Annotated in this window: 23 protein-coding genes; 11 read left to right on the forward strand and 12 right to left on the reverse strand. The window is 72.5% G+C overall.

Going from position 1 to position 25,758, the window contains the following annotated elements; all coding sequences use genetic code 11:
- Positions 1–8: 8 nt before the first annotated feature.
- From ACQPXS_RS21835 to ACQPXS_RS21845, 3 genes are all read right to left on the reverse strand, one after another.
- Positions 9–980, reverse strand: coding sequence for an LLM class F420-dependent oxidoreductase (locus ACQPXS_RS21835; RefSeq protein WP_433450996.1), 972 nt, complete (start codon positions 978–980; stop codon positions 9–11).
- Positions 981–1,107: 127 nt separating this feature from the next.
- Complete coding sequence (locus ACQPXS_RS21840) at positions 1,108–2,595, reverse strand: FG-GAP-like repeat-containing protein (protein ID WP_433450997.1); 1,488 nt, start codon at positions 2,593–2,595, stop codon at positions 1,108–1,110.
- A gap of 128 nt (positions 2,596–2,723) precedes the next feature.
- Positions 2,724–3,962 (reverse strand): amidohydrolase family protein, encoded by a 1,239-nt coding sequence (locus tag ACQPXS_RS21845; RefSeq protein ID WP_433450998.1) that lies wholly within the window; start codon positions 3,960–3,962, stop codon positions 2,724–2,726.
- 189 nt (positions 3,963–4,151) lie between these two features.
- Here ACQPXS_RS21845 and ACQPXS_RS21850 point away from each other — a divergent pair, with 189 nt between their 5' ends.
- The 4 genes from ACQPXS_RS21850 to ACQPXS_RS21865 all read left to right on the forward strand — a co-directional run bounded on the left by ACQPXS_RS21850 (position 4,152) and on the right by ACQPXS_RS21865 (position 9,345).
- On the forward strand, positions 4,152–7,127 hold the full coding sequence (locus ACQPXS_RS21850) for a BTAD domain-containing putative transcriptional regulator (RefSeq protein WP_433450999.1): 2,976 nt from the start codon (positions 4,152–4,154) through the stop codon (positions 7,125–7,127).
- 211 nt (positions 7,128–7,338) lie between these two features.
- The gene (locus ACQPXS_RS21855; RefSeq protein WP_351805642.1) at positions 7,339–7,563 is read left to right on the forward strand and encodes a hypothetical protein; all 225 of its coding nucleotides are present in this window, start codon (positions 7,339–7,341) and stop codon (positions 7,561–7,563) included.
- Positions 7,564–8,237: 674 nt separating this feature from the next.
- Complete coding sequence (locus ACQPXS_RS21860) at positions 8,238–8,729, forward strand: hypothetical protein (protein WP_433451000.1); 492 nt, start codon at positions 8,238–8,240, stop codon at positions 8,727–8,729.
- Between the two features lie 73 nt (positions 8,730–8,802).
- Positions 8,803–9,345 (forward strand): GNAT family N-acetyltransferase, encoded by a 543-nt coding sequence (locus ACQPXS_RS21865; protein ID WP_433451001.1) that lies wholly within the window; start codon positions 8,803–8,805, stop codon positions 9,343–9,345.
- A gap of 555 nt (positions 9,346–9,900) precedes the next feature.
- On the opposite strand, the gene ACQPXS_RS21870 is transcribed toward ACQPXS_RS21865, so the two are convergent.
- Positions 9,901–11,523 carry a FadD3 family acyl-CoA ligase gene (locus ACQPXS_RS21870; protein ID WP_433451002.1) on the reverse strand — a complete coding sequence of 541 codons (1,623 nt, stop codon included), beginning with the start codon at positions 11,521–11,523 and terminating at the stop codon, positions 9,901–9,903.
- A 97-nt stretch (positions 11,524–11,620) separates the two neighbouring features.
- Here ACQPXS_RS21870 and ACQPXS_RS21875 point away from each other — a divergent pair, with 97 nt between their 5' ends.
- The 3 genes from ACQPXS_RS21875 to ACQPXS_RS21885 are packed head-to-tail and all read left to right on the forward strand — an operon-like array spanning position 11,621 to position 13,961.
- Positions 11,621–12,775, forward strand: a complete 1,155-nt coding sequence (locus tag ACQPXS_RS21875; RefSeq protein WP_433451003.1) for a lipid-transfer protein — start codon at positions 11,621–11,623, stop codon at positions 12,773–12,775.
- 2 nt (positions 12,776–12,777) lie between these two features.
- Entirely contained in the window at positions 12,778–13,188 is a 411-nt protein-coding gene (locus ACQPXS_RS21880; RefSeq protein ID WP_433451004.1) for a Zn-ribbon domain-containing OB-fold protein, read from the forward strand.
- Positions 13,185–13,961: an enoyl-CoA hydratase/isomerase family protein gene (locus ACQPXS_RS21885; protein WP_433451005.1), complete on the forward strand. Its 777-nt coding sequence runs from the start codon at positions 13,185–13,187 to the stop codon at positions 13,959–13,961. The genes ACQPXS_RS21880 and ACQPXS_RS21885 overlap by 4 nt, the downstream gene beginning before the upstream one ends.
- A 126-nt stretch (positions 13,962–14,087) precedes the next feature.
- Here ACQPXS_RS21885 and ACQPXS_RS21890 read toward each other — a convergent pair whose 3' ends face one another.
- Both ACQPXS_RS21890 and ACQPXS_RS21895 read right to left on the reverse strand, forming a co-directional pair.
- Positions 14,088–16,433 (reverse strand): PQQ-binding-like beta-propeller repeat protein, encoded by a 2,346-nt coding sequence (locus ACQPXS_RS21890; protein WP_433451006.1) that lies wholly within the window; start codon positions 16,431–16,433, stop codon positions 14,088–14,090.
- Positions 16,434–16,613: 180 nt separating this feature from the next.
- The gene (locus tag ACQPXS_RS21895; protein WP_433451007.1) at positions 16,614–17,366 is read right to left on the reverse strand and encodes a VOC family protein; all 753 of its coding nucleotides are present in this window, start codon (positions 17,364–17,366) and stop codon (positions 16,614–16,616) included.
- Positions 17,367–17,488: 122 nt separating this feature from the next.
- Between ACQPXS_RS21895 and ACQPXS_RS21900 the strand changes: the two genes are divergently transcribed.
- A complete protein-coding gene (locus ACQPXS_RS21900) occupies positions 17,489–18,136 on the forward strand; it encodes a TetR family transcriptional regulator (protein ID WP_351805624.1) in 648 nt (215 codons plus the stop codon).
- Between the two features lie 100 nt (positions 18,137–18,236).
- On the opposite strand, the gene ACQPXS_RS21905 is transcribed toward ACQPXS_RS21900, so the two are convergent.
- Complete coding sequence (locus tag ACQPXS_RS21905) at positions 18,237–18,689, reverse strand: Lrp/AsnC family transcriptional regulator (protein ID WP_351805622.1); 453 nt, start codon at positions 18,687–18,689, stop codon at positions 18,237–18,239.
- Positions 18,690–18,771: 82 nt separating this feature from the next.
- Between ACQPXS_RS21905 and ACQPXS_RS21910 the strand changes: the two genes are divergently transcribed.
- Positions 18,772–19,395, forward strand: coding sequence for a LysE family translocator (locus ACQPXS_RS21910; protein WP_433451008.1), 624 nt, complete (start codon positions 18,772–18,774; stop codon positions 19,393–19,395).
- Between the two features lie 26 nt (positions 19,396–19,421).
- Here ACQPXS_RS21910 and ACQPXS_RS21915 read toward each other — a convergent pair whose 3' ends face one another.
- A complete protein-coding gene (locus ACQPXS_RS21915; protein WP_433451009.1) occupies positions 19,422–19,895 on the reverse strand; it encodes a nitroreductase family deazaflavin-dependent oxidoreductase in 474 nt (157 codons plus the stop codon).
- Positions 19,892–21,082 (reverse strand): acyl-CoA dehydrogenase family protein, encoded by a 1,191-nt coding sequence (locus ACQPXS_RS21920; protein WP_433451010.1) that lies wholly within the window; start codon positions 21,080–21,082, stop codon positions 19,892–19,894. Before ACQPXS_RS21920 ends, ACQPXS_RS21915 begins: the two co-directional genes overlap by 4 nt.
- A 121-nt stretch (positions 21,083–21,203) precedes the next feature.
- Between ACQPXS_RS21920 and ACQPXS_RS21925 the strand changes: the two genes are divergently transcribed.
- Positions 21,204–22,373, forward strand: coding sequence for a thiolase C-terminal domain-containing protein (locus ACQPXS_RS21925; RefSeq protein WP_433451011.1), 1,170 nt, complete (start codon positions 21,204–21,206; stop codon positions 22,371–22,373).
- Positions 22,374–22,382: 9 nt separating this feature from the next.
- Here the strand turns inward: ACQPXS_RS21925 and ACQPXS_RS21930 are convergent, their stop codons facing one another.
- Positions 22,383–23,357: a magnesium transporter CorA family protein gene (locus ACQPXS_RS21930; protein WP_433451012.1), complete on the reverse strand. Its 975-nt coding sequence runs from the start codon at positions 23,355–23,357 to the stop codon at positions 22,383–22,385.
- A gap of 163 nt (positions 23,358–23,520) precedes the next feature.
- Between ACQPXS_RS21930 and ACQPXS_RS21935 the strand changes: the two genes are divergently transcribed.
- Positions 23,521–24,186 carry a pyridoxine/pyridoxamine 5'-phosphate oxidase gene (locus tag ACQPXS_RS21935; RefSeq protein WP_433451013.1) on the forward strand — a complete coding sequence of 222 codons (666 nt, stop codon included), beginning with the start codon at positions 23,521–23,523 and terminating at the stop codon, positions 24,184–24,186.
- A 255-nt stretch (positions 24,187–24,441) separates the two neighbouring features.
- Here the strand turns inward: ACQPXS_RS21935 and ACQPXS_RS21940 are convergent, their stop codons facing one another.
- Together ACQPXS_RS21940 and ACQPXS_RS21945 are read right to left on the reverse strand one after the other, a co-directional pair.
- Positions 24,442–25,302, reverse strand: coding sequence for a GNAT family N-acetyltransferase (locus tag ACQPXS_RS21940; RefSeq protein WP_433451014.1), 861 nt, complete (start codon positions 25,300–25,302; stop codon positions 24,442–24,444).
- Positions 25,303–25,357: 55 nt separating this feature from the next.
- Positions 25,358–25,753, reverse strand: a complete 396-nt coding sequence (locus tag ACQPXS_RS21945) for a Zn-ribbon domain-containing OB-fold protein (RefSeq protein WP_433451015.1) — start codon at positions 25,751–25,753, stop codon at positions 25,358–25,360.
- Positions 25,754–25,758 lie beyond the last annotated feature (5 nt).

Genomic DNA, 25,758 nt, shown 5'->3' on the forward strand with positions numbered 1-25,758 from the left:
GACACTCCTTAGCCGAGGTGGGGGGCGACCTGCTCCCCGAAGGCGGTGATCTGGTCGGTGAGTTCGGCCCGGCTCCGGCAGCGGAACCGCACCTGGATCTGGTGCACGCCCATCACCCGATAGGCCCGCAGCGACTGGGCGAGGGCGTCCGGGGCACCGGTGAGGGTGCGGCGGCCGACGTCCCAGGAGGGCCGGCCGAGGTAGAGGGGCTCGGTGATGGCGCCGACGGTGAAGGCCGCCTCGATGCCCGCCCGCTCCCGGAGCTCCCGGATCCGGGCGATCTGCGCGGGCAGCCGGTCCCGCGGATCCCCCTGCGGCAGCCAGCCGTCCCCCTTGAGGGCGGCCCGGCGCACGGCGGCGGGCGAGGAGCCGCCGACCCAGAGGGGGACATACGGTTGCGCGGGCCGGGGCCGCTGTCCCAGTCCCTGGAAGTCGTAGGTCTTCCCGTGATGCTCGGGGAACTCCTCCGCCCCCAAGGCGGCCCGCAGCGCGTCGATCGTCTCGTCCAGCACGGCCCCCCGCCGCTCGAAGTCCGCCCCGAGCGCCTCGAACTCCTCCCGGACGTGCCCGGCCCCCACCCCGAGGACCAGCCGGCCGCCGGAGAGATGGTCGAGGGTGGCGTACTGCTTGGCGGTGAGCAGCGGGTGCCGCAGCCCCACGACGGCCACATGGCTGAGCAGGCGCACCCGCTCGGTCACGGCGGCCAGGTGGGCGAGGGTGGCGACCGGGTCGTACCAGACCGTGCCCATGGCGGGGGCGAGCCGGCGCGGGACGCCCACGTGGTCGCAGGCGGCGACGTAGGCGTAGCCGGCGCGGTCGGCGGCGCGGGCGATCTCGACGAGGTCGGCGGGGCCGGCGGCGGCTTCCCAGGGTTCCGCGTAGAGGGTGCTCTGGGACTGGATGGGGAGCTGGATGCCGTAGGAGAGGCGTTCCTCGGACGGGACGGGCACGACGACCCCCTTGTCTGACTGACGATCCATGACTGACGACCCGTCAGATCGGATGTGACTCGCACATCGTCGTGGCTGACGCCTCGTCAGACAAGAGGCAGCCCCGGCGGAACATGTCCGCCGGGGCTGCCGTCCGGGAGAGGGCCCGTGGGGTGGGTCAGCGGGCGAAGCCGTCGCCGAAGCGGGCGTCGGTGACGGGCGCGCCGAGGCTGGCGGGCCCGAAGGAGACCGAGCCGGAGGCGGTCGGGCCGGTGCTGGTGGAGCGGAAGGCCCAGACGGCGCCGTCGTAGGTGTTCTCGCCGTACGCGGAGACGTACAGCTCGGCACGGCCGTCGTGGTTGGTGTCGGCCAGCGCGGTGCGCCCGCCGAAGAGGTCGTTCTTCTCGGCGGTACCGGGCACACCCGTGGTGTTCTGGTTGAAGGACACGGCGCCGCCGCCGGTGAGGCCGGAGGCGCCGCCGCGCAGCACGGCCACGGCGCCCGCCGAGGTGACCGTGCCCACGTCCTCTCCCGGGGAGCCGACGGCGACGTCCGCGTACCCGTCGCCGTTGACGTCCGCGACGGAGATGCCCAAGCCGAAGTCGTCGCCGTACTCGGACACTCCGGGCACGCCCGCCGTGTCCTGGTTGATCACCGTCGTACGGGAGGGGTCGGGCCCGTTCGCCGAGCCGTACACCACGCCGACCTGCCCGCCGAGGAGCGCCGGGTCCACGGACTCCTCACCGTGGCCGTCGACGGGGCGCCCGATGACGAGGTCGGCGTACCCGTCCTTGTTCACGTCACCGATGCCGAGGCTGGAGCCGCCGGGCACGTTGGTGCCGTCGGTCTGCTTCAGGACGACCGGGGCGCTCAGACCCTGCCCGGTGCCGTGGAGGTAGGCGACGCGATAGGCGGCGCCCGGCGGACCCTCCTCGGTGGGGGTGTGGACGAGCCCGACGAGGTCGGTGATGCCGTCGTGGTCGACGTCCCCGGCGGCGACGTCGTCGATGACGAAGCCGGGGTCTTCGTAGCTGACGTCGAAGGCGATGTCCGCGGACGCCGCGGCGCCGGCGGTGCGGGTGAACGGACCGGTCAGCAGGCGGTTGTCCGTGGCCACGTCGAGGTGACCGTCCCCGTTGAAGTCGCCGACGGTGACGTGCCGGGGTATGACCAGGCCGAGCGGGCCGCCGGTCGCCACGACCTTGCCGCCGGACAGCCCCGCCTTCCCGCCCCAGACGACGGTCACGGTGCCCGCGTCATCTATGGTCCCGATGTCCTCGCCGCTCGCGCCGACGACCAGGTCCGCGTACCCGTCGCCGTCCAGGTCGCCGAGGGCCAGGCCCCAGCCGAACCAGTCGTCGGTCTCGGCGACGCCGGGTACGCCGGCCGTGTCCTGGCTGATGACCTGCCGGTGCGTGGTGTCCAGCCCCTTCGAGGAGCCGTACACGACGCTCACGTACCCCGCCCGGCTGTGCCCGCCGACGGTGCCCCTCGAGGCGGCGACCGCGAGGTCCACGTACCCGTCGCCGTTGAAGTCGGCCCGCACGCTCTGCGCCCCGGCACTCACCGTACCGGCCGCGTGCGCGCTCACCGGGCCGACAACGGCTCCGGCGACGGCCACGGCGGCCACGAGTCCGAGGCGAGAACGAAACCTGCGCTTGCTCATGTGGAACCCAACTCCTGCAGTGAAAGAGCAGCTGCCCAACGGAGGAGTCAAGATCCCACTCCGCCGCCGGTACGACTCCCCTGGCGGCTGCAGGGTTGCCCTGGAAGACGGCAGGAGTTTCCGGATCGTTAACCAGCGCCGCCCCAGGACCACAGCCCGTCCTCCGTCAGCCCCAGCAGCTCGATCGCGTTCCCCCGGACGATCCGCTCGACGACGTCCGCCGACAGGTGCCCCATCTGGGCCTCGCCGACCTCGCGGGACTTGGGCCAGGTGGAGTCGGAGTGCGGGTAGTCGGTCTCGTACAGGACGTTGCCGAGGCCGATGGAGTCGAGGTTCCTCAGCCCGAAGGCGTCGTCGAAGAAGCAGCCGTAGACGTGGTCGGCGAAGAGCTCGGACGGCGGCCGGTGGACCTTGTCCGCGACCCCGCCCCACCCCCGGTTCTCCTCCCACACCACGTCGGCGCGTTCGAGGATGTACGGAATCCAGCCGATCTGCCCCTCGGCGTACATCACCTTCAGATTCGGGAAACGCTCGAACTTCCCGCTCATCAGCCAGTCCACCATCGAGAAACAGCAGTTGGCGAAGGTGATGGTGGAGCCGACGGCTGGCGGGGCGTCGGCGGAGGTGGAGGGCATACGGCTGCTGGAGCCGATGTGCATGGCGACGACCGTGCCCGTCTCGTCGCAGGCGGCGAGGAACGGGTCCCAGTCGTCGCTGTGGACGGACGGCAGCCCGAGGTGCGGGGGTATCTCGGAGAAGGCGACGGCCCGTACCCCTCGTCGGGCGTTGCGCCGTACTTCCGCGGCGGCCAGCTCGGCGTCCCACAGGGGTATGAGGGTGAGCGGGATGAGCCGCCCCTGCGCCTGAGCCCCGCACCACTCCTCCACCATCCAGTCGTTGTAGGCGCGCACGCACAGCAGGGCGAGCTCCTTGTCGGCGGCCTCGGTGAACGTCTGCCCGCAGAAGCGGGGGAAGGTGGGGAAGCACAGGGCGGACTGCACATGGTTGACGTCCATGTCGGCGAGCCGGGCGGCCACGTCGTACGACCCGACCCGCATCTGCTCGTACGTGATGACTTCCAGCCTGACCTCGTCCCTGCTGTACCCCACGGCGGTGTCGAGCCGGGTGAGGGGCCGCCGCAGATCCTCGTAGACCCACCAGTCGCCGAGCGGCCCTTCGGTGCTGCCGGGTTCGCCCATGACGGGCTTGAAACGCCCGCCGAGGAAGGTCATCTCCTTCAGCGGGGCGCGCACGATCCGGGGCCCGATGTCCCGGTATTTCCTCGGCAGCCGGTCCTGCCAGACGCGGGCGGGCTCGACGGTGTGGTCGTCGACGGAGATGATCAGCGGGAACTGTGTGGTCTCCATGTCCCTCACGGTAGCGCTTATCTGACGTACCGTCAGCTCCTGAATGCCCGTGATCGCTTGCGAAGAGGGTGTGAGGGGTTTGTGTGCCGCGCTGCACCGCCCTGTGATCGGCGTCTCCCACGGCTGACGCAACCGCCCGGAACAAGGCAAACTGACGGGGTTGTTCGTGATGCCGAGGGGGACGAACGCATGGACGGTGGGCCGCGAGTGCCTGAGCAGCGGCGTTCCGGCTCCGTGACCGTCACGGAGCAGGAGGCGCTGCGGTTCGGCGTGCTCGGTCCGGTGCGGGCCTGGCGCGGCGAGGAGCAGATCGGCATGGGCTCGCCCCAGCAGCGCGCCCTGCTGGCGGCCCTGCTGCTGCGCGAGGGCCGTACGGCGACGGCGGCGGAGCTGATCGACGCGTTGTGGGGCGCCGAGCCGCCGTCGCAGGCACTGGCGGCGGTCCGCACGTACGCGTCCCGCCTGCGCAAGGTCCTGCCCCCCGGCGTGCTGCTCAGCGAGTCCGGCGGGTACGCGGTGCGGGTGCCGGCCGAGGGCGCCCTGGACCTGGCGGTCGCCCAGGACCTGGCGGCGGAGGCGGAGAAGGCACGGGCCGCCGGCGACCTGTGCCGAGCCCGGGAGCTGCTGAACCGGGCCCTCTCCCTCTGGGACGGCGAGGTCCTGGCCGGCGTCCCCGGCCCGTACGCCGAGACCCAGCGGGTCCGCCTGGAGGAATGGCGCCTGGGCCTGCTGGAATCCCGCCTGGACATGGACCTGGAGCAGGGCTGCCACGCGGAGGCGGTCTCGGAGCTGACGGCGCTGACGGCCGCGTACCCCTTGCGGGAGCGGCTGCGCGAGCTGCTGATGCTGGCCCTGTACCGCAGCGGACGGCAGGCGGAGGCCCTGGCGGTCTACGCCGACACCCGCCGCCTGCTGGCCGAGGAACTGGGCGTGGACCCGCGCCCCGGCCTGCGGGACCTGCAGCAGAGGATCCTGCAGGCCGACCCGGCCCTGGCGGAGCCGTCCTCCCCGGCGACGGAGCCGTCCGTGGTGGCCGTCCGCCCGGCTCAGCTCCCGGCCTCGGTCCCCGACTTCACGGGCCGTACGTCCTTCGTCTCCGAACTGAGCGAGGTGCTGTCCTCGGCCTCGGAGTCCCCCGACGCCGGGGGCCGGGTGATGGCGGTGTCGGCACTGGCCGGCATCGGCGGCGTGGGCAAGACGACGCTCGCGGTACACGTGGCCCACCGGGCCCGCGCGGCCTTCCCCGACGGCCAGCTCTACGTGGACCTCCAGGGCGCGGGTCCCCGCCCGGCGGAACCGGAGACGGTACTGGGTTCGTTCCTGCGCGCGCTGGGCACGGCGGACTCGGCGATCCCGGACTCCCTGGACGAACGGGCGGCGCTCTACCGCTCGGTGCTCGACGGACGCCGTGTCCTCGTGCTGCTGGACAACGCGAAGGACGCGGCCCAGGTACGCCCTCTCCTGCCCGGCACGGAGGGCTGCGCGGCCCTGGTGACGTCCCGCGTCCGCATGGTCGACCTGGCCGGGGCCCATCTGGTGGACCTGGACGTGATGTCCCCCGAGGAGGCCCTCGCCCTCTTCACGAAGATCGTGGGCGAGGAACGGGTCGCGGCGGAACGCGAGTCCGCCCTGGACGTCGTGGCGGCCTGCGGCTTCCTCCCCCTGGCGATCCGCATCGCGGCCTCCCGCCTCGCGGCGCGCAGGACCTGGACGGTCTCGGTCCTGGCGGCGAAGCTCGCGGACGAACGCCGCCGGCTGGACGAACTGCAGGCCGGTGACCTGGCGGTGAAGGCGACCTTCGAGCTGGGATACGGCCAGCTGGAGCCGTCCCAGGCCCGCGCGTTCCGCCTGCTGGGCCTTGCGGACGGTCCGGACATCTCGCTGGCGGCCGCGGCGGCGGTCCTGGACCTCCCTTCGGAGGAGACCGAGGACCTCCTCGAATCCCTGGTGGACACGTCACTGCTGGAGTCGGCGGCACCCGGGCGGTACCGCTTCCACGACCTGGTCCGGCTCTACGCGCGTGCCTGCGCGGAGAGGGACGAGCAGCCGCCGAGCGAGCGGGAGGCTGCGATGTCGCGGTTGCTGGACTTCTACCTGGCCACGGCGGCCCAGGTCTATGCGATGGAGCGGCCGGGGGACCGGCTGGTGGATCACTTGGAGAAGACCGGTGTCCCAGGGCTGGTCTTCACCGACCGTCGCGCCGCACAGGACTGGCTCTACTCCGAGGCCGTGCCGCTTCTGGCCTGCGTACGGCAGTCGTCGGGCGGTGCGACGCTGCGGCGCGCCGTCGATCTGCTGTGGGCGGCGGTCGACCTCGCGGAGTCGGGAGCGAACTTCAAGGAGTACGAGGCGGCCGGCGCGGCCCTGCGCAGCGCTTCCCACGCTGCATCCGACATACGGGCCGAAGGCCGGGCCATCCTGGTACTGGCCAACGCGCGCCACTGGTCGGGGCAGTTCACTCAGGCGTATGAGGAGGCACAACGGGCCCTCGCCCTGTCGGAGGCTGCCAACGACCCCCTGCCATGCTGCTGGGCCGCGAACATCCTCGGCATCTTCGCCTATTACCAGAGCCGTTACGCCGAGGGTGAGGCATACCTGGAGCGTGCCATCTCGGACTTCCGTGACTGCGGCGACCTTTCCGGCGCGGCAGCGGCACTCTGCAACCTCTCGCGCCTGCACCTGCAGACCGACCGGGCCGACAGCGCGGTGCATCTCGCGCGGCAGGGCACGGAGACGTACGAGCAGCTCGGGCACTCGCTGAAGGCGGCCAACGGACACTACGCCCTCGGACTGGCCCTCGGTAAGAGCGGGCAACTGGCCGATGCCAGTGCCCATCTGGGCCAGGCGCTGATCGTCTTCCGGGCCAGCAGGCAGCGCCTGTGGGAAGGGATGACCCTCTTCCGGCTCGCCGAGGTGGACCTACTCGCCCAACGACCGGCCCAGGCCGCAGCCAACGCCGAGATGGCCCTGACCCCGCTCAAGGAGATCGGCGGCGAGTGGCGGCGCGGCAACGTGCTCACCGTACTCGGGAAGGCGCTGAACGGGATCGGGCACACGGGCCGGGCGCAGGTCTGCTGGCGCGAGGCCCTGGAGATCTACGAAGCGCTGAACTCCCCGGAGGCGGCGGAAGTCCAAGCGCTTCTGGCACCAGCCGCCGCTGCCTGATCCGGGCGCTGTCGCGGCGTTCATCGATCGTTTATCGCCCCGCGGCAGTCTCATGGATACCGGGCCGTCGTGTCGGGGGGCAGACGGACCAGCCGGTGAGACCGCTGTACTCGCGATCTAGAGTGGGCGGCTCCAGCGGCCCATCCGGCCACACTCGGGGGAGTGTCCGGATGGGCCCGCCACAGCTGAACGCAATTAAGGGGAGCACCCGATGAGCGACATCATCAAGGACGAGCCGGTCGTCACGCCGGACAACACGCACATCACCGATGCCGAGGCCGGCACCGCGGTCAAGCCGCTCAACACCCACATCACGGACGCCGAGGCCGGCACCGAGGTCACGCCGCTCAACACGCACATCACCGACGCCGAGGCCGTGGCCGCCGACGGCACGGTGACGCCGGACAACACCCACATCACGTCCGACCCCAGCTGAGCCACCTCCCGCACGGGGGACCGGCCGCGACGGCGCCGAGGGGGAGCCGTCGCGGCCGAGGTGTGTCCGGAGCCTCCAAACCGGAGATTGGCAGATTCGTTCCACGGCACTGTGCCATTTACCCAGGTCGGCCGGTCCACCGGTGGAACCGATCTGCCCATCTCGCCTTCCGCCTAGCCGGCGGCCGGGGTTATCCACAGGGGGGCGGGGCAGGGCGGGGGTTCGGGCAGAGTGGGGGTGTGGGGCGGTGTGAGCTTGGGGGGCTTGTGGAGGGCGGGGTGTTGCTCACCTCGCGGGCGGTGGCGGCGGGGTGGCCTCGGGTCTCGCTGTCTCGGCGGCTCGAGTCGGAGGGGTGGACCCGGATCAGAAGCGGGGCGTGGGCGGAGCCGGGGCAGGAGGTCGGGCTCCTCCTGCGGTTGAGGGCGGCGCAACTTCTCAAGCCGGGGCTCGTGGTGAGTCACCGGGCGGCGGCTCGGCTGTGGCAGATCGAGACGCTTGCGACAGGACCGCCGGACTGCCTTGAATTCACCGACCCGGCGCTCAGGGCCCGGCAGGGTCTCGCCGATGTCCGCATTCACCGGATTCCCCTTCCACAGAGCGACACCGTGAAGTGGGCGGGGCTGCGCGTCACGAGGGTTCCTCGAACTCTCGCCGACCTGCTCCGGTCCGGGCCGATGGACGACGCCGTCGTGGCCGTGGAGTCGGCACTGACCTACCGCCGGGTCGACGGGCGGCGCCGACCGCCTGTCACCACCCCGGCCGCTGTTTCCCTCGCTCTCCAAGCCCCGCTGCTGGGGTCCGCCCGGGCCCGGGACTGGCTGCGGATCGTCGATCTTCAGGCGGGGTCACCGGCGGAAACGGTGGCTCGCCTGCGCATGCTCGACGCCGGGCTGCGGCCTGAGACCCAGGCCGAGGTCCGCACCCCGGACGGCCGCCGCCGCTACCTCGACTTCCTGTTCCGGCCGGAGGGGCTGGCCGTGGAGATCGAGGGGTACGCCTACCACGGCACCCGCGACGCCCACCGCCGGGACATCGCCCGCTTCAACCAGGTCCTCCAGTGTCCCGAGGTCCGCAGCCTGCTCCGCTTCAGCGCGGAGGACGTCTTCCACCGGGTGGAGTGGGTGGTCGGGGAGGTCGAACGTACGTTGGCCGCGCTGAGGCGATGAGGCGATGAGGGGCCAACCGAGCCGACCCCTTATTGGTTTGCCGCCGGTCGGTCCGGCCGGATAGGAAGCTCGCATGCTTAGAGGCAGCAAGGTCGGACTCAGGGCCCGGCACGAGGACGACATCCCGATCCTGCGGGCCGAGCTCTACGACGACGTGGTCAACTCATCGCGGGCCGAGGGCGGGCCGTGGCGACCGATCACGCCCGGCTCGAAGGATCCGCGCCTCGTGGTGGACGACACGGAACAGGGCCGCGTCCAGTTCTCCGTGGTGGAGCTGGAGGGCGACACCCTGGTCGGCACCGCGGTGCTGTGGGGCATCGACAACCACAACCGGTCCGCGCACATCGGGCTGGGACTACTGCCGTCCTCCCGCGGCAAGGGCTACGGCACCGACGTGGTCGCGGTGCTGTGCCACTACGGTTTCGTCGTGCGCGGCCTCCAGCGGCTGCAGATAGAGACACTCTCGGACAACGCCGCGATGCTGCGATCCGCCGAGCGCAACGGCTTCGTCCGCGAAGGCCTGCTGCGCTCCTCGGCCTGGGTGATGGGCGAGTTCCTCGACGAGGTGCTCCTCGGTCTCCTCGCCCAGGACTGGAAGCAGGCCTCGAAGGTCTAGATCGCCGCCCAACCGCCAGCGCGGTCCCGGCCCAGCCCCAGACTTCCGCGATTGGCAGATCCGTTCCACCTCCCCCAGACACACCCCCGAAATTCAGGGGCATCCAGCACGGCCAAGTGGAACAAATCTGCCAACCCCTCCACACAACCACCTCGCGGGCGCCCCACCACCCACCGGCCACCACCCACCACCCACCACCGACCGCCACCCACCACCCACCGGCCGCAAGCCGCCGCCCCCTCCCGGCGTGCATGCGAGACGCGACCGCGCCCTCCTCAGCGCAGGGCGCGAACGCAGCCGACCCAAGGTACCGGCACGCCCGAGCCGGCCACTTTCCCCGGGCTGCCCGCTCGCTTCTCACCCGTGCTGGAGCGAGGTGTGTCAAGGGTGGCCCGGAGGGCCATCAGCGAAGCCGACGCGGAGTGGAGCGCAGCGGAACGCAGCGCCCTTGACTCGCCTCGCTCCAGCACGACACTGGCCGAGAAGCGGGCGGCCCACGGCAACCGAACAGCCCAGCCCCTCAGCCCCGTTCCGCCTGTCCCAACCCCCTCCCCCTCACCCCCTCCCCCGCAAAACCCCCTTCACCACCTTCCCGCTAGCGTTCCGTGGGAGCTCCTCCACGAACTCCACCGTCCTCGGCACCTTGTAGTTCGCCATCTCGCGGCGGGACCACGCGATCAGGTCGTCCGAGGTCAGCGTCGAACCCGGTCTGCGGGCCACGAACGCCTTGGCCACCTCGCCCAGTCGGGGGTCCGGTACGCCGATCACCGCCACCTCGCGCACGTCCGGGTGGAGGGCCAGCGCCTGCTCGATCTCCGCCGGGTAGGCGTTGAAGCCGCCGACGATGAACATGTCCTTGATGCGGTCCGTGATGCGCAGGTTGCCCGCCTCGTCCAGGACGCCCACGTCGCCGGTGCGCAGCCAGCCGTCCGGGGAGATCGTCCCGGCCGTCGCCGCCGCGTCGTCGTAGTAGCCGCGCATGACGTTGAAGCCGCGGACCAGGATCTCGCCCGGCTCACCGGGACCCACCGGTGTGCCCGTCGCGTCCACCAGCCGTATCTCCGTCCCCGGGATCGCCCGGCCGGAGGTGGAGGCGATGACCGACGGGGAGTCGCCACGCCGGCACATCGTGACGATGCCGCTCGCCTCCGAGAGGCCGTACGCCGTGAGAACGGTGTCCACGCCCAGTTCGGCGCGCAGGCGTTCCACCAACGTCAGCGGTACCACCGCCGCTCCGGTCACCACCAGGCGCAGCGCGGAGAGGTCGTACGCGTCCCGGGAAGGGTGGTCCAGGAGGGACTGGTGGAGGGTCGGCGGGCCCGGGAGGACGGACACGCGCTCCGACGCGATGTTCGCCAGTGCCGTCTCCACGTTGAACACCGGCTGCGGGATCATCGTCGTCCCGCGCGTCAGGCAGGCGATCACCCCGGCCTTGTAGCCGAAGGTGTGGAAGAAGGGGTTGACGATCAAGTAGCGGTCGCCTGTCCGCAGGCCGGCCAGGTCCGCCCAGATCCCGTACGCCCGCAGGGTCTGGCCGTGCGTGATCACCGCGCCCTTGGGGCGGCCCGTCGTACCCGACGTGTAGACGATGTCCGACACCGCCGAGCCGTCCAACTCCCCTCGCCGCCTTTCCACCTCCGCCGCGCTCACCCCCTCCCCGCCCGCCAGGAAGTCCTTCCAGGTGCGGAAGTCCGGGGGTGCGTCCTCCGACAGGACCACCACCTCCCTCAGGTCCGGCAGGGCGGGGAGCGGGCCGCCGGCGTCCGGTGAGCCCGGCACCCCCTCCCCCTCCCCCGCCGCCCGGCGCAGGCTCGCCACGTACGACGTGCCCAGGAAGGTGCCCGTCACGAAGAGCAGCCGCGCCCCGCTGCGGCGCAGTACGTCCGCCGCCTCCGTGCCCTTGAAGCGTGTGTTGAGCGGGACGAGGACCGCGCCCGCCGTCACCGCGCCCAGGGCGGCCGTGATCCAGTCCAGGGAGTTGGGGGCCCAGACCGCGACCCGGTCGCCCACCTGCACGCCGCTCGCCAGGCAGGCCGCCGCCGCACGCTCGACACGGGCGCCCAGCTCGGCGTACGTGATCCTGGTACGGCCCTCGACCACCGCCTCGGTGTCCGCGTACCGCTCGGCCGACCACCGGACCAGATCGGGGATGGTGTCGATGGTGTCCCGGTCGCTCATCACAGGCCCCCTGCACAGCGCCGCCGAACTGCTGACTGATCGTCAGGTTAGCGGTAACCTGACGGTCTGTCAGGTCGTCGCGTGTGAGGGGGACGCCATGGCAACAACCGGGCTCAAGGACGCCACCGCCATCGTCGGGATCGGGCAGACCTCGTTCGCCAAGCGCCTTGCCGAGGACGAGAAGACGCTCGCCTGCCGGGCCGTGCTCGCCGCGCTCGACGACGCGGGCATCGCACCCGGCGAGGTCGACGCACTCGCCTCCTACACCATGGAGGAGACCGACGAGGTCGAGCTCGCCAAGGCCGTGGGGTTCGGGGATCTCACCTTCTTCAGCAAGGTCGGGTACGGCGGCGGCGGTTCCTGTGCCACCGTCGCGCACCTCGCCGCCGCCATCGCCTCCGGGCAGGCCACCGTCGGCGTCGCCTGGCGGTCGCGCAAGCGCGGGTCCGGGCCGCGGCCCTGGACCGACACCCGCGTCCAGCTGCCCACCCCGGCCCAGTGGACCCGGCCCTTCGGACTCCTGCGCCCCGCCGACGAGATCGCCATGCTCACCCGCCGCTACATGCACGAGTACGGCGCCACCCGCGACCACCTCTTCAACGTCGCCCTCGCCTGCCGCAACCGCGCCAACCAGAACCCGGCCGCCGTGATGTACGAGCGGCCGCTGACCCGCGAGATGTACATGACCTCGCGATGGATCAGCGAGCCGCTCTGCCTCTTCGACAACTGCCTGGAGACGGACGGGGCCCTGGCCTGTGTCCTCGTGTCCAAGGAGCGGGCCCGGGACTGCCGCCGCAAGCCCGTCTACATCCACTCCGCCGCGCAGGGTCTGCCCGCCCAGCACCACGGCATGGTCAACTACTGGAGCGACGACCCCCTCACCGGGCCCGCCTGGACCGCCGCCCGGCACCTGTGGAAGCACGCCGACCTCACCCCCGACGACGTCGACGTGGCGCAGATCTACGACGCGTTCACCCCGCTCATCCCGCTCTCGCTGGAGGGCTACGGCTTCTGCGGGCGAGGGGAAGGGGGCGCCTTCACCGAACAGGGCGCCCTGGAGATCGGCGGGCGGCTGCCCCTCAACACCAGCGGGGGCGGGCTCTCCGAGGCCTACGTCCACGGCTTCAACCTCATCAACGAAGGGGTGAAGCAATTGCGCGGCACCAGTACCGCGCAGGTGCCCGGCGCCGCCACCTGCCTGGTCACGGCCGGCGAGGGTGTGCCCACCTCCGCTCTCCTGCTCAGGAGCTGATCATGCTGACACCCGTCACCGACACCGACGGCGCCCCCTTCTGGGAGTACGCGTCCCGTGGTGAACTGCGCGTCCAGGCCTGCGGCGACTGCCACGAGCCCCGCTTCCCGCCCCGCCCCTGCTGCCCGCACTGCCGGTCCTTCGCGAGCGAGTGGCGGCTGACCAGCGGGCGTGGGCGGATCTGGTCGTACGTCGTGCCGCACCCGCCCCTCCTCCCCGGCTACGCCGAACAAGCGCCGTACAACGTCGTCTTGGTGGAGCTGGAGGACTGCCCCCGGATCCGGCTGGTGGGGAATCTGGTCGCCCATGCCGGTGCGGCCCTCGGCTCCCTCGGTTCGCACAGGCCGAGGATCGGCGCCCGGGTGCACGTCGTCTTCGGTGACGGCGGGCTGCCGCAGTGGGTGCTCGCGTGAGCGCCGTACGGGTCGACGCCGACAAGGGCGGCGGGGTCGCCGTGGTCACCCTGGACCGGCCGCACCGGCTCAACGCCATCGACCTGGACATGGCTCGCGAACTCACCGAGGTCTGGCGGGCGTTGCGGTTCGACGACTCCGTGCGGGCCGTCGTGCTCACCGGGAGCGGGGAGCGGGCGTTCTGCACCGGGATCGACCGGGACGTCGTCGTGCCGCAGCCCTCGTCGCCGTACACGCAGGACGATCCGTTGCTGACCGTCGGACCGAAGGCCAACGACCTGTGGAAGCCGGTGATCGCCGCCGTGCGCGGGATGGCCTGCGGGGGTGCCTTCTACCTGCTGGGCGAGTGCGAGTTCGTCGTCGCCGATCCGACGGCCGTCTTCTTCGACCCGCATACGACGTACGGCATGGTCAGCGCCTATGAGTCGATGCTGATGGCGGCGCGGATGCCGTACGGGGAGGTGGCCCGGATGGCGCTCATGGGGACGGCCGAGCGGATCTCCGCCCGGCGGGCCCATGAGATCGGGCTCGTGTCGGAAGTCACGGAGGACGGCGGGGCGTTGGCGGGTGCGGTGCGCTGTGCGTCCGTCATCGCCGGGTATCCGACGGAGGGGGTGCAGGGGACCGTGCGGGCGCTGTGGGCGGCCAGGGAGGCGGCGCCGGCCCAGGCGTTCGCCCAGGCCGCGCCGCTCATCGCCCTGGGCAGTCTGCCCGTCGAACGGCAGGCGGAGCTGTTCCGGAACAGGGACCGCACCGAGCCGCGGATACGGTGAGTGACCGTATGGCGGGAGACGCGCACCCGGGGTAGCGTCAGCCCTGGGACGGCCGCCGTCCGGAGCCCTTCCGTGACACACCGGTACGACGGCCGTCGCTCATCACCGGCACGCCGGTCACGGGCGTCATGCCGTGCGGGCCGTCCCCGTGCCCTTCTCCGCGTCCAGCGCGTACACGCACCGGTCCTTGCTGCACGCGTACACCACGCCGTCCTTGACGACCGGCGAGCCGGTGATCTCGCCGCCCGTCGCCAGCTTCCAGCGCAGGCGGCCGTCGTCGGACTTCAGGGTGTACAGCAGGTGGTCCGTCGAGCCGAAGTGGATACGGCCCTCCGCCACCGCGGGTGCGCCCACGACGTCGCCGCCCGCCTGGAAGCGCCACTTGGGCGTGCCGGTGACCGCGTCCAGGGTGTACAGGCCCTTGCCGCTGCCGACATGGACGTGCCCGGCGGCGACCAGCACCGGCTCGATCGACGAACGCGCCTCCGTCGCGATGCGCCAGCGGTCGCGGCCGTCGGTGGCGTCGAGGGCATAGACGGTGCCCAGGTAGTCCGCCAGGTAGACGCCGCCGCCCGTCACCGCCGGGCCCGGGGCGAAGGCCGGCGGGCTGAGGAAGACCGCGGGCGCCTCGAAGTGCCAGCGGACCATGCCGCTCGCCGCCTCGACGGCGAGGACACGGGTGCCGGCGGAGACGTACACGTAACCGTCGGGGGCGGGGGTCAGGCGCACCGGCACGCCGCCACAGGAGGCCGCGTCGCCGACCGGGTAGGACCAGCGCTCCTCGCCGGTGCGGGCCTCCAGGGCGCGCAGCCGGGCGTCCTGCCAGACGTAGACCGTGCCCTCGTGGACGAGGGGGCCCGCCTCCGGGGACTCGAAGTCGGTCTGGCAGCCGGCGATCTCCCACAGCTTCTGGCCGTTCGACGCCTCCCACGCCTGGACGCCGCCGCCGCGGGTGCCGGTGACGACCGTGCCGTGGTCGGCGTTCAGGGAGTACACCCAGGCGTCCGTGGACAGCCGCCACAGGTCGGTGCCCTCGCGGGCGTCCAGGGCGAACAGGGTGGGGCCGTCGGAGGCGTGGATACGGCCGTCGGCCACGGCCATGGACCAGGCGACGTCCCGCGTCTTGAAGCGGCGCCGGCCGGTGGCCACGTCCAGGGCGTGCACCTCGAAGGAGGTGACGTAGACCAGGTCGCCGTCGACGGCGGGGGTGCCCCAGACCTCGTTGGACATGCGGAACCGCCAGGGCCGCCAGCCGCTCGCGGTCTCCGGGGGCTGGGGCGGTACGGGCGGCATGTTCGGATCGGGGCCGGTGACGCCCGGGCGCGGGCGGGACCAGCTGGCGACCAGGCCGGCCTCCGGCGGGGGCGCCTTGACGGCGGCGGCGCGGGCGTCGGCGACGCGCGGACCGGGGCCGATGGGCACCGCCGCGCCGGCCAGCCGGGCCGGGCCGCTGTCAGGGGCGCCGACGGGGACGGGGGCCGGGACCGGCGGGTCGTACGGGGGCGGCGGGGGTACGGCCGCGCGGCCGCCGCTCCTCGGGCCGCCGGTCGGGGCCGCGGAGGGCTTGACGGCGGGGCGGCCGCCGCGGCGGGCCTCGATGAGCGCGACCGCCTTCTCGGGCAGCCAGGCGGAGGCGGTGCCGCTGTCGTCCGAGCCGGAGCCGAAGAGGTGGGGCGCGAGCTGGGCCTGGAGGTCGGCCGGGGTGGGCCGGGCGGAGGCCTCCATCTGCATACAGACTTCGATGAGCGGGCGCAGCTCGTCGGGCAGGCCGGTGAGGTCCGGGCCCTCGCGCAGCAGCATGAAGACGGTCTCGACCGGGTTGGCGCCGTGGAAGGGCGGGTGCCCGGTGGCCGCGAAGACCAGCATGGAGCCGAGCGAGAAGACGTCGCTGGCGCCGGTGACGCTGCGGGAGTCCTTGGCCTGCTCGGGGGACATGTAGGCGGGAGTGCCGACGGCGACGTTCGTCATGGTCAGCCGGGTGTTGGAGACACCGGAGGCGATGCCGAAGTCGATCACCCGGGGGCCGTCCTCGACCACGAGCACGTTGGACGGCTTGAGGTCGCGGTGGACCAGCCCCGCGCCGTGGATGGACTGGAGGGCTTCCGCGACTCCCGCGGCGAGCCAGCGCACGGCCTGGGCCGGGAGCGGCCCGCAGTCGTTCACTATCTCCTCGAGCGAGGGCGCGGGGACGTAGGCGGTCGCCAGCCACGGCACGGCGGCGCGCGGGTCGGCGTCGACCACGGCCGCCGTGTAGAAGCCGGAGACCGCGCGGGCCGCCTCCACCTCGCGGGTGAAGCGGACCCGGAAGAGCTGGTCCTCGGCCAGCTCGGTGCGCACCGTCTTGATCGCCACGCGCCGGCCGGACGCCGAGCGCGCGAGATAGACCAGCCCCATGCCGCCGGCGCCCAGCCGGCCCAGCACCTCGAACGGCCCGATCCGCCGCGGATCGTGCTGCGTCAGCTGATCCACCACTTGCCTGCCACCTCCCCGTACGAGCCGCGCCACTCTCCATATGTACGCGACCGAAGTGCAGCGTCTCACCACCGCACCGCCATGGCGGCACGCACCCCAGATTCTTCCTGGCCGGGCGGCAGGTTGCGAACCCGGTGACATTCGGGGTGTCTCACCACCTACCATGCCAAAGCGGATGGATCAGCGCTGCAACAGTGCGAACGACGCCCCCTGATTGTCGGTGACGACGGCCACTCGTCCGTACGACGTCTCGAAGGGTGGCGCCTGCACCCGGCCGCCGAGCCGCTGTACGGCCCCGAGTGCGTCGTCGAGGTCGGCGACCCGGAAGTGGGTGAGGAAGTGCGGGGGCATCTCGGCGGGGAAGACGTCGGTGACGTCGGCGCGGCCGAAGTCGGGCTCGGCGCCGGTGCCGAACAGGGCGTCGTGGAAGAGGCCGCCGTAGAAGTCGTTGGCGGCCGCGGTGTCCCGGGTGTAGAGCTCGGCCCAGACGAAGGTGCCGGGCTCGTGCCGCCGCTCGAAGCCCCGGTGGCGTCCCGGCTGCCACAGCGCGAACACCGCGCCCTCGGGGTCGGTGGCGAGGGCGGCCACCCCGAGGTCGCCCACCGGGAACGGGGCCATGACCACCTGTCCGCCGGCCGCGGTGATCCGCCGGCCCAGGGCCTCGGCGTCCGGGGTGGCGAAGGACACCGTCCAGACCGTGGGCATACGGCCGTCGATCTTCGGTGCCAGCGAGGCGACGAGCGCCCCGTCCAGCCGGGCCCACACCGAGGAGCCGTAGGCGTCCTCGAAGGTCCACCCGAAGAGCTCACCGTAGAACCGCTTGCCCGCCTCGACATCGGCGAGCTGGGCGTCCACCCAGCAAGGCACACCCTCCCCGTATGTCTCCAGTGCCTCTTCGGCCTCTTCATTCCCGGATGCCCTGTTTTCGGCCATGCCGTCAAAGTAACCGGGCCGCACGCACCGCGCAGACCAGGCACACCACCCTCAGAGCACCCTTGCACCCCATTTGCAGTCGGCCGAATCGCGCTCCGATCACCCCTCGGTAAGCTGACGGCATGACAGGACAAGTGCGTACCGTCGACGGCCGCGTGGCCGGCCGGCGTGGGCAGGCGACCCGGCAGAAGCTGCTCGACTGCCTCAGCGAGATGCTCAGCTCCTCCCCCTACCGGGACGTCAAGGTCATCGATGTCGCCCGGAAGGCGGGAACTTCACCCGCGACCTTCTACCAGTACTTTCCCGACGTCGAAGGCGCCGTCCTGGAGATCGCCGAGCAAATGGCGGCCGAGGGCGCGGGTTTGACCGAACTGCTCCAGGGGCGATCCTGGGCCGGCAAGTCGGGATGGCAGACCGCCCAGGAACTCGTGGACGGATTCCTGGAGTTCTGGCGCAAGAACGATGCGATCCTGCGGGTCGTCGACCTCGGCGCGGCCGAGGGGGACAAACGCTTCTACAAGATCCGTATGAAGATCCTGAACTCGGTGAACAACTCCCTCGCGGAGTCCATCACCGAGTTGCAGTCCAAGGGCAGGGTCGACAAGGACGTGAACCCGGCGGCGGTGGCCGGCTCGCTGGTCGCGATGCTCGCGGCGGTGGCGGCGCACCAGAAGGGCTTCTCTTCCTGGGGCGTGAAACAGGCCGAACTCAAGCCGAATCTCGCGCTGTTGGTGCACCTGGGTGTGACCGGGAAGAAGCCGAGCAAGTAACACACGGCCGGGATAGATCCCTTTTTCTCCTTACCCAAGTCCTGTCTGGCAGGCGGTGGTTCACGCGCCTTTCGCGCGCGGTGAGTCACCGCCTGCTCCGTTATGCGGGCAGCGGACGGTCCTTGACGACGTGCTTCATCACCAGCGTCGACGTCAGCCGCTGCACTCCCGGCAGAGTCGCCAGCTGCTCGTCGTACAGCCGCTGGAAGGCCGCGAGGTCGGCGGTGGCGACCCGGAGCAGGTAGTCGGGCTCGCCGAACAGCCGCTGGGCGTCGAGCACGTGCTCCAGCTCGCCGACCGCCCGCTCGAACTCGGCGACCGTGTCCCGGTCCTCCTGCCGCATGGACACGAAGACGAGCGCCTCGAAGTTCAGCCCGAGCGCCGCCGCGTCCACCACCGCCCGGTAGCCCTGGATGGCACCGGAGCGCTCCAGCTCGCGCAGCCGGCGGTGGCAGGGCGAGACGCTGAGGCGCACCCGGGCGGCCAGCTCGGTCACGGTCAGCCGCCCGTCCTGCTGCAGCTCGGCAAGGATTTTCCGGTCCATGTCGTCCATGAGGCAGATCTTCCCCCAGAGTGCGCGACGGCGAGCAAACTTCGGGAACACTTTCGCGCCATTCACGCCTAATGTCCCCATCATGGACTCGGGACTGCTCTTCTCCTTCCTCGCCGTGGACCTGCTGCTGGTGTGCGTGCCGGGCGCCGACTGGGCGTATGTGATCGCGGCCGCGCTGCGCCGCGGCTCGGTGCCGCGCGCGGTGGCCGGCCTGGTCTGCGGCTACGCCGTGCACACGGCCCTGGCGACGGCGGGCCTGGCGGTGCTGGTGGCGGGCTCGCCGAAGCTGCTGACGGTCCTGACGGTGGCGGGCGCGGGGTATCTGCTCTGGCTCGGCTGGAGTGTGCTGCGCCGCCCGGCGGTCCCGGGCGCGGCGGACGAGGTCCAGGCCGCCGGCGAGGGGCGCCTCTTCCTCCGCGGCGCCACGATCAGCGGCCTCAACCCCAAGGGCCTGCTGCTCTACCTCTCCGTCCTCCCCCAGTTCCTCACCCTGCGCGGCGCCCACCTGCCCGTCCCGGTCCAGACGGCGGCCCTCGGCCTGCTCCACATGGCCTGCTGCGCGGCCGTCTACCTCACCGTCGGCGCGTTGTCGCGGGTGCTGCTGTCCGCGCGGCCGACGGCGGCCCGGGCGGTGACGCGGACGTCGGGGGCGGCGATGCTGGGGATCGGCGCGGTTCTCCTGGCGGAGCGCCTGGCCACGCTGTAGGTCCGGCCGTCTTCCGGCCGCGCCTCTCAGGGGGCTTCCGTGATCCGGAACAGGCGGATCTCCCTCGTCACCCGGGCCTGGTACGTGGCGTACGGCGGCCAGAACTCCAGGAGTGCCGTCCAGGCCCGCGCCCGCTCCTGTCCGGTGAGCAGCCGGGCGGTGACGGGGACGTCCCGGCCCTTCCAGCTGATCACGGCCTCCGGATGGGCCAGCAGGTTGTGGCTCCAGGCGGGATGCCCGGGCCGCCCGAAGTTGGAGCCGACCAGCAGCCAGCTCGTGCCGTCGTCCTCCGGCATGCAGGCCAGCGGGGTGCGGCGGGGCAGGCCGCTGCGGGCGCCGGTGGTGATGAGGATCACCCCTGGCAGCATCCGGGTGCTGAGCAGGTACCGCCCCCCGGTGAGCCGGTGGACCGCCCGGTCGAGCGCCGGGATCACATGGGGCGCGACCTTCGCGAACCCGCGCGTGGAGGACACCTTCCGCACCATCCGGACGCCGATCACACCGTCACCTCCCCGCCCGCGAAGAGCCCGGCGGCCTCGGCGGCCCGGTCCCGCAGCCGGTGCACCGGTCCGAACAGGAGCTCGTCCCCGGCGGCGCGCTTGAAGTACAGCTGGGCGTCGTGCTCCCAGGTGAAGCCGATCCCGCCGTGCAACTGGATCCCTTCGGCGGCGGCCTGGCGCAGCGCCTCCAGCGCCTGGGCGAGCGCCGGCCCACCGGAGCACGGCCCGGCACCGGCGCCGCAGGCCCACGCGGCGTGGTACGCGGCGGACCGAGCCGCCTGCACCCCCACGTACACGTCGGCCAGCCGGTGCTTCACCGCCTGGAAGGAGCCGACGGGCCGACCGAACTGCTCGCGCTGTCCGACGTACTCCACGGTCCGCTCCAGCACCCGTTCCGCCGCCCCGACGGCCTCGCAGGCGAGCACCGCGGCGGCCCCGTCGCCGAGCGCGGCCAGGGCGGGCAGCACGTCCGTATCCTCCTCGCCGAGCAACTCCGCCCGGACATCACGGAGTTGGACGCGTCCCTGCGGCCGGGTGGCGTCCAGTGCGGTCTGCCGGGCCCGTGCGACACCGGGCGCGTCCCCGGCCACCAGGAACAGCAGGGTCCGGGACCGGGCGAAGCCGCCGGTGTGCGCGGCGACGAGCAGCAGCCCCGCGCTGTGCCCGTCCAGCACCTGGTCGGCCTGCCCGTACAGCCGCCAGTCACCGTCGGCGCGCCGGGCCTGGACACCCCCGGCCCGTCCGCCGCCCGCGGCGAAGCCGCCGTTGTCGCGGGTCAGGGCGAGTGCCGTGGTGAGGGCCGGGCCGGGGACGGCGAGGGCGGCGGTGAGGGTGCCGGCGGCCAGGCGGGGCAGCAGTTCGGCGCGCTGGTCCGGCGTGCCGAGGGCGAGGATCAGCGGGGCGGTGAGGACGGAGGTGGCGAGCAGCGGGGAGGGGGCGAGCGCCCGGCCGGTCTCCTCGCAGGCGAGGGCGAGTTCGGTGACCGAGCAGCCGACGCCGCCGTACCGTTCGGGCAGGGCGAGCCCGGGCAGGCCGAGCCGGTCGGCGAGGGCCGACCACAGGAGGGGGTCGTGTCCGGCCGGGCTGTCGACCGCGGTGCGCAGCTCGGGCGAGCCGCACCGCTTGTTCAGCAGCTCGCGCAGGGTGCGGCGGATCTCGTCCTGTTCGGCGGTCAGGCGCGTGTCCATGGCTGGTCCCTCATCCCTCCCGAGCCGATCTGACGGACCGTCATGTTAGGCCGGGAGGGCGGGAATGCCCAGGGTCACGACACCTGCCGCGGGCCGCCTGATCTGATGTACCGTCAGATTCATGACGGTTGGGAGCAGGAAGGTCGCCGTGGTCGGTGTGGCCCTCTCCGACTGCGGACGCGTGGACGACGCCACCCCGTACACCCTGCACGCGCAGGCCGCCCGACGCGCCCTCGCGGACGCGGGGCTCGACCGCGCCCGGGTCGACGGCCTCGCCTCGGCGGGTCTCGGCACCCTGGCCCCGGTGGAGGTGGCCGAGTATCTGGGCCTGCGCCCCACCTGGGTGGACTCCACCTCGGTCGGCGGCTCGACCTGGGAGGTCATGGCCGCGCACGCCGCGGACGCGATAGCGGCGGGCCACGCGAACGCCGTCCTCCTCGTCTACGGCTCGACGGCACGCGCGGACATCAGGGCGGGCCGCAGGACGGGCGACCTCTCCTTCGGCGCCCGCGGCCCCCTCCAGTTCGAGGCCCCCTACGGCCACACGCTGATCGCCAAGTACGCGATGGCCGCCCGCCGCCACATGATCGAACACGGCACGACCGTCGAGCAGTTGGCCGAGGTGGCGGTCCAGGCCCGGGCCAACGCGGGCCTGAACCCGGAGGCGATGTTCCGCGACCCGGTCACGGTCGACGACGTCCTGGCCGGCCCGATGATCGCCGACCCCTTCACCAGGCTGCACTGCTGTCTGCGCTCGGACGGCGGCGCCGCGGTGCTGCTGGCGGCCGAGGAGTACGCACGGGACTGCCGTACGGCCCCCGTCTGGGTCCTCGGCACCGGGGAGCACGTCTCGCACACGGCGATGTCCGAGTGGACGGACTTCACGGTGTCCCCGGCGGCGGTGAGCGGACGGCTGGCCTTCGAGCGGGCGGGGGTGCGGCCGCGGGAGATGGACTTCGCCCAGATCTACGACGCCTTCACCTACATGACCCTGGTGACCCTGGAGGACCTGGGCTTCTGCCGGAAGGGCGAGGGCGGGGCGTTCGTGGAGAAGGGCCGGCTGCTGGTGCGGGGCGGCGAGCTGCCGGTGAACACGGACGGGGGCGGCCTCTCCGCCCAGCATCCCGGCATGCGCGGGCTGTTCCTGCTGGTGGAGGCGGTACGGCAGCTGCGTGGGGAGGCCGGGGAACGGCAGGTGCGGACGCGGGACGGACGGCTGCCGAGGCTGGGGGTGGCGTCCGGGACGGGAGGCTGGTTCTGCTCGTCGGGGACGGTGGTTCTCGGCCGGTGAGGCCCCCGTTCAGTCTTCCTCCAGCAGTCGGCGCCAGATGCGGGTGCGGTGCAGGACGTAGAGGGAGCCGAGCAGGACGACCAACTGCAGCCCCACGGCGAGCAGCCAGAACTCGTCCCTGGTCTCCAGCCGGTTCGTCAGGAACGTGAAGTTCATGCCGAAGAACCCGGTGATGAACGACAGCGGCAGGAAGATCACCGACACGATGGCCAGCCGGTTGATCACGCCGTTCTGCTCACCCGCGACGAGCGAGGAGTAACTGGCGAAGGCCCGGCGGGTGGCGTCCTGGAGGGACTCGACGTCGGCGAGCACCAGCCTTCCGGCGGTCTGGAACCCCTGGGCACGCCGTTGCCGCTCCTCGGGGAAGGTGGGGCTCATCATCCGGCGGGTGAGGATCTCGTCGGTCGCCTGGAGGTAGGGCCGCAGGGCGTGGTGCAGGAGGGCGGAGTGCCGCCGCAGCTGCGCCAGCCGGTAGACCTGCTCGGGGCGCCGGCTCTCGAACATGTCGTCCTCCAGTTCCTCGGACTGCAGCAGGGCCTGCACGGCCGCCCGGCGGAAGGTGTCCAGGGCCTCCTGGAGCAGCAGGAAGAGCACGGCCACGGTGTCGTCGGGCCGCTCGTGCCGCAACGCCGCGGTGATGTTCCCGGCCAGTCCGGCCTGGCCCCGGTGCACGGTGGCCAGGAACCGCTCGGTCACCACCACGTGGAGGTGGGCGATCTCGTCCTCGTGCACCACCGGCACGACGAAGGCGGCCCGGTCCCCCAGGAACTCGGCCCGCGCGGGCTCGCCCTCCCTGCCGAACCAGTCCAGGTCCTCGCCGTCCAGGCCGAGCTGATCGGCGATCGGCGGGCCCTCGGCCGGCGCGTGCTCCGGCAGCTCGACGTCGACCAGCAGGAAGGAGCCGACGGCCAGCCGCTCACGCGCCTCCGAGACGTCCGTACGGGTGATGGTCATCTCGGGCATCGACACCACCGTTACGATCATCGCCCCTCACCGTCATTCCCGGGCCCGTGGCTCCGAGCGTCCCCGGGCTCCGGCGGCCCCGCACCCGGAATCACTCGTGTGCGTCGCGGGAGGGCTGCCGAACGGATGGCGGCCCGGACCTCCTCGCCCGCGCCGACGGCGGCCCGGTGGCGATACTCGGCACATGGAAACGGATCTCCACGCACTGCTGAAATCGCTGCGGGTATGGGACCCGGACGTCACGGACCTGCGGCCCTTCGACCCGGACACCGCCCCACCGACCCCGCTGCCCCTGTTCACGAGCTGGTTGGCGGACGCGGTGGCGGCCGGGCAGCCGGAGCCGCACACGATGTCGCTGGCCACGGTGGACGAGGAAGGCAGGCCCGACGTGCGGATCGTGATGCTGCACGGCGCCGACGCGGACGGCTGGACCTTCGGCACGCACGCCACGAGCCGCAAGGGCCGGGCCCTGAGCGCACACCCCCACGCGGCCCTGGCCTTCTACTGGCCGGTGCTGGGCCGCCAGGTCCGGCTGCGCGGGCCGGTGACCGCGGCGCCGTCCCGGGAGAGCCAGGCGGACCTGCAGGCCCGCTCGACGGGAGCGCTGGCCGCGGCGCTCACCGGTCGGCAGAGCGAGGAGCTGTCCTCGCTGGAGGAGTTGCGGCGGGCGTCCCAGGCCGCGTGGGAGCGGGCGCGCGAGAACCCTGCCGAGCCGTCCCCCACCTGGACGCTGTACCGGCTGCGCCCCGAGACGGTGGAGTTCTTCCAGGGGGACGCCGACCGGCGGCACGTGCGGCTGGAGTACCGGAGCACGGGGTTCGGCTGGAGCAGGACGTTGCTCTGGCCTTAGCCGGGGTGCCCATTCGCCGTGAACGGTGCGACCGCACGCGACTGCGAGTGGTCGGTGGCCGGCCGCGCAGTTCCCCGCGCCCCTGGCCGAGCTGCGGTCAGGCTTCCGCCACCAGCCGCCGGGCCAGACGCACCAGGTCCGGGATCGCCGGGTGTGTCGGGGTGCCTCGGTGCCAGGCGAGGAGGAGGGGGACCGCAGGGACGTCGGTGGCGTTCCGGGACCGTGGCACCCAGCACCGCGGGTGCCACGGCGCCGTCAGTCGCCGAACCGCCACACCGCGAAGTCCGCCACCGGCCGGTAGCCGATCCGCTGGTACAGCCCGTTGCTCGTCGGGTTGTCGAGGTCGGTGAAGAGCAGGATCTCCGAAGCCCCGGCCTCGCGCGCGGCCCGGCTCACCTCCGCCGTGGCCGCGCCCGCGTATCCGCGTCCGCGCAGGGGCGCGGGGGTGTAGACGGGGGCGATGCGGACCTGGCCGGCCGTCTCGGGGGTGGCTCCGGCCATGGCGAGCGGGGTGCCGTCGTCGGTTTCCCAGAGGGTGACGCCGCCGTAGGAGATACGGGCGTCGGCCCAGTTGCCCGGGTCCTGGCCGACGCCGCCGGTGATCTCCTCGAACTCCTCGAACCAGCGGATCAGCAACTCCCGGTCCGCCGGCCCGGCGATCCACGCCCGCCCCCGCGGCCGGGGCTCGGGCACGGTCAACTCGTCCAGCCGGTAGAGCCGTTGCCGCTTGTCGACGGCGACCGCGACAGCGGTACGCCGCTGCCAGGCCGCCGCGAAGGCGTCCGTCGCGCCCTTCGGCCCCGAGACTCCGGCGAGTGAGCGGCCCAGCCCGGCCAGCCGGACCGCCAGGGCGTCGGCCTCCTGCGGGGTGAGCGCGGTGACGTTGATCTGGAAGGGCGGGGTGTGGAGCAGAACGGCCCGTATCGCGCCGTCGTCCGCCTCCAGCAGGCCGAAGAGGGGCGCTTCCCGGCCGTAGAGGTGCAGCCCGCGCCGCCGCAGCGCGTCCGTCACCGTCAGCGGCACCGTGTGCAGGGCCGGCCGGGAACGCAGGAAGTCGCCCGCGCGGGAGAGGAACTCGTCCAGGTCGTCGGTGAGATACCAGTTCTCAGGGCGCATACGACCATGATCGGCGCCAACCGCCGGACGGAACACCGGTTTTCGCCGCCGCGGCTCAGCCCTCCGGGCGGAAGACCGGCTTGCCCTCCACGAACGTCACCCGCAGCGGCAGCCCGGCCCGCAGGTCCGCGGCCGCGCACTCCACCACCTGCGTCATCATCCGCGGGCCCTCCGCCAGATCGACCACCGCGGCCACGTAGGGCGTGCGCTCGCCGAAGGGCGGCAGGTCGTTGCGGTGGACGGTGGACCAGGTGTAGAGCAGGGCCCGGCCGCTCGCCTCCACCCAGGTCACCTCCTCACTCCAGCAGTGCGGGCAGAACTCGCGCGGGTAGTGGTGGGCCCGGCGGCAGGCCCCGCAGCGGCGGATCAGCAGCCGGCCCCGCGCGGCCGCCTCCCAGTAGGGGCGCGTGAAGGCGTCGGGCTCGGGAAGGTCGTAGCGGACCGCGGCCATCAGGA

The sequence above is a fragment of the Streptomyces sp. CA-142005 genome, from assembly GCF_050942335.1.
Taxonomy (GTDB): domain Bacteria; phylum Actinomycetota; class Actinomycetes; order Streptomycetales; family Streptomycetaceae; genus Streptomyces.

Excerpts from the sequence above, each read along its gene's own strand:
- ACQPXS_RS21835 (WP_433450996.1), bottom strand. The coding sequence starts at position 980 with ATGGATCGTCAGTCAGACAAGGGGGTCGTCGTGCCCGTCCCGTCCGAG.
- ACQPXS_RS21840 (WP_433450997.1), bottom strand. The coding sequence starts at position 2,595 with ATGAGCAAGCGCAGGTTTCGTTCTCGCCTCGGACTCGTGGCCGCCGTG.
- ACQPXS_RS21845 (WP_433450998.1), bottom strand. The coding sequence starts at position 3,962 with ATGGAGACCACACAGTTCCCGCTGATCATCTCCGTCGACGACCACACC.
- ACQPXS_RS21850 (WP_433450999.1), top strand. The coding sequence starts at position 4,152 with ATGGACGGTGGGCCGCGAGTGCCTGAGCAGCGGCGTTCCGGCTCCGTG.
- ACQPXS_RS21855 (WP_351805642.1), top strand. The coding sequence starts at position 7,339 with ATGAGCGACATCATCAAGGACGAGCCGGTCGTCACGCCGGACAACACG.
- ACQPXS_RS21860 (WP_433451000.1), top strand. The coding sequence starts at position 8,238 with ATGGACGACGCCGTCGTGGCCGTGGAGTCGGCACTGACCTACCGCCGG.
- ACQPXS_RS21865 (WP_433451001.1), top strand. The coding sequence starts at position 8,803 with ATGCTTAGAGGCAGCAAGGTCGGACTCAGGGCCCGGCACGAGGACGAC.
- ACQPXS_RS21870 (WP_433451002.1), bottom strand. The coding sequence starts at position 11,523 with ATGAGCGACCGGGACACCATCGACACCATCCCCGATCTGGTCCGGTGG.
- ACQPXS_RS21875 (WP_433451003.1), top strand. The coding sequence starts at position 11,621 with ATGGCAACAACCGGGCTCAAGGACGCCACCGCCATCGTCGGGATCGGG.
- ACQPXS_RS21880 (WP_433451004.1), top strand. The coding sequence starts at position 12,778 with ATGCTGACACCCGTCACCGACACCGACGGCGCCCCCTTCTGGGAGTAC.
- ACQPXS_RS21895 (WP_433451007.1), bottom strand. The coding sequence starts at position 17,366 with ATGGCCGAAAACAGGGCATCCGGGAATGAAGAGGCCGAAGAGGCACTG.
- ACQPXS_RS21900 (WP_351805624.1), top strand. The coding sequence starts at position 17,489 with ATGACAGGACAAGTGCGTACCGTCGACGGCCGCGTGGCCGGCCGGCGT.
- ACQPXS_RS21905 (WP_351805622.1), bottom strand. The coding sequence starts at position 18,689 with ATGGACGACATGGACCGGAAAATCCTTGCCGAGCTGCAGCAGGACGGG.
- ACQPXS_RS21910 (WP_433451008.1), top strand. The coding sequence starts at position 18,772 with ATGGACTCGGGACTGCTCTTCTCCTTCCTCGCCGTGGACCTGCTGCTG.
- ACQPXS_RS21920 (WP_433451010.1), bottom strand. The coding sequence starts at position 21,082 with ATGGACACGCGCCTGACCGCCGAACAGGACGAGATCCGCCGCACCCTG.
- ACQPXS_RS21925 (WP_433451011.1), top strand. The coding sequence starts at position 21,204 with ATGACGGTTGGGAGCAGGAAGGTCGCCGTGGTCGGTGTGGCCCTCTCC.
- ACQPXS_RS21930 (WP_433451012.1), bottom strand. The coding sequence starts at position 23,357 with ATGATCGTAACGGTGGTGTCGATGCCCGAGATGACCATCACCCGTACG.
- ACQPXS_RS21935 (WP_433451013.1), top strand. The coding sequence starts at position 23,521 with ATGGAAACGGATCTCCACGCACTGCTGAAATCGCTGCGGGTATGGGAC.
- ACQPXS_RS21940 (WP_433451014.1), bottom strand. The coding sequence starts at position 25,302 with ATGCGCCCTGAGAACTGGTATCTCACCGACGACCTGGACGAGTTCCTC.
- ACQPXS_RS21945 (WP_433451015.1), bottom strand. The coding sequence starts at position 25,753 with ATGGCCGCGGTCCGCTACGACCTTCCCGAGCCCGACGCCTTCACGCGC.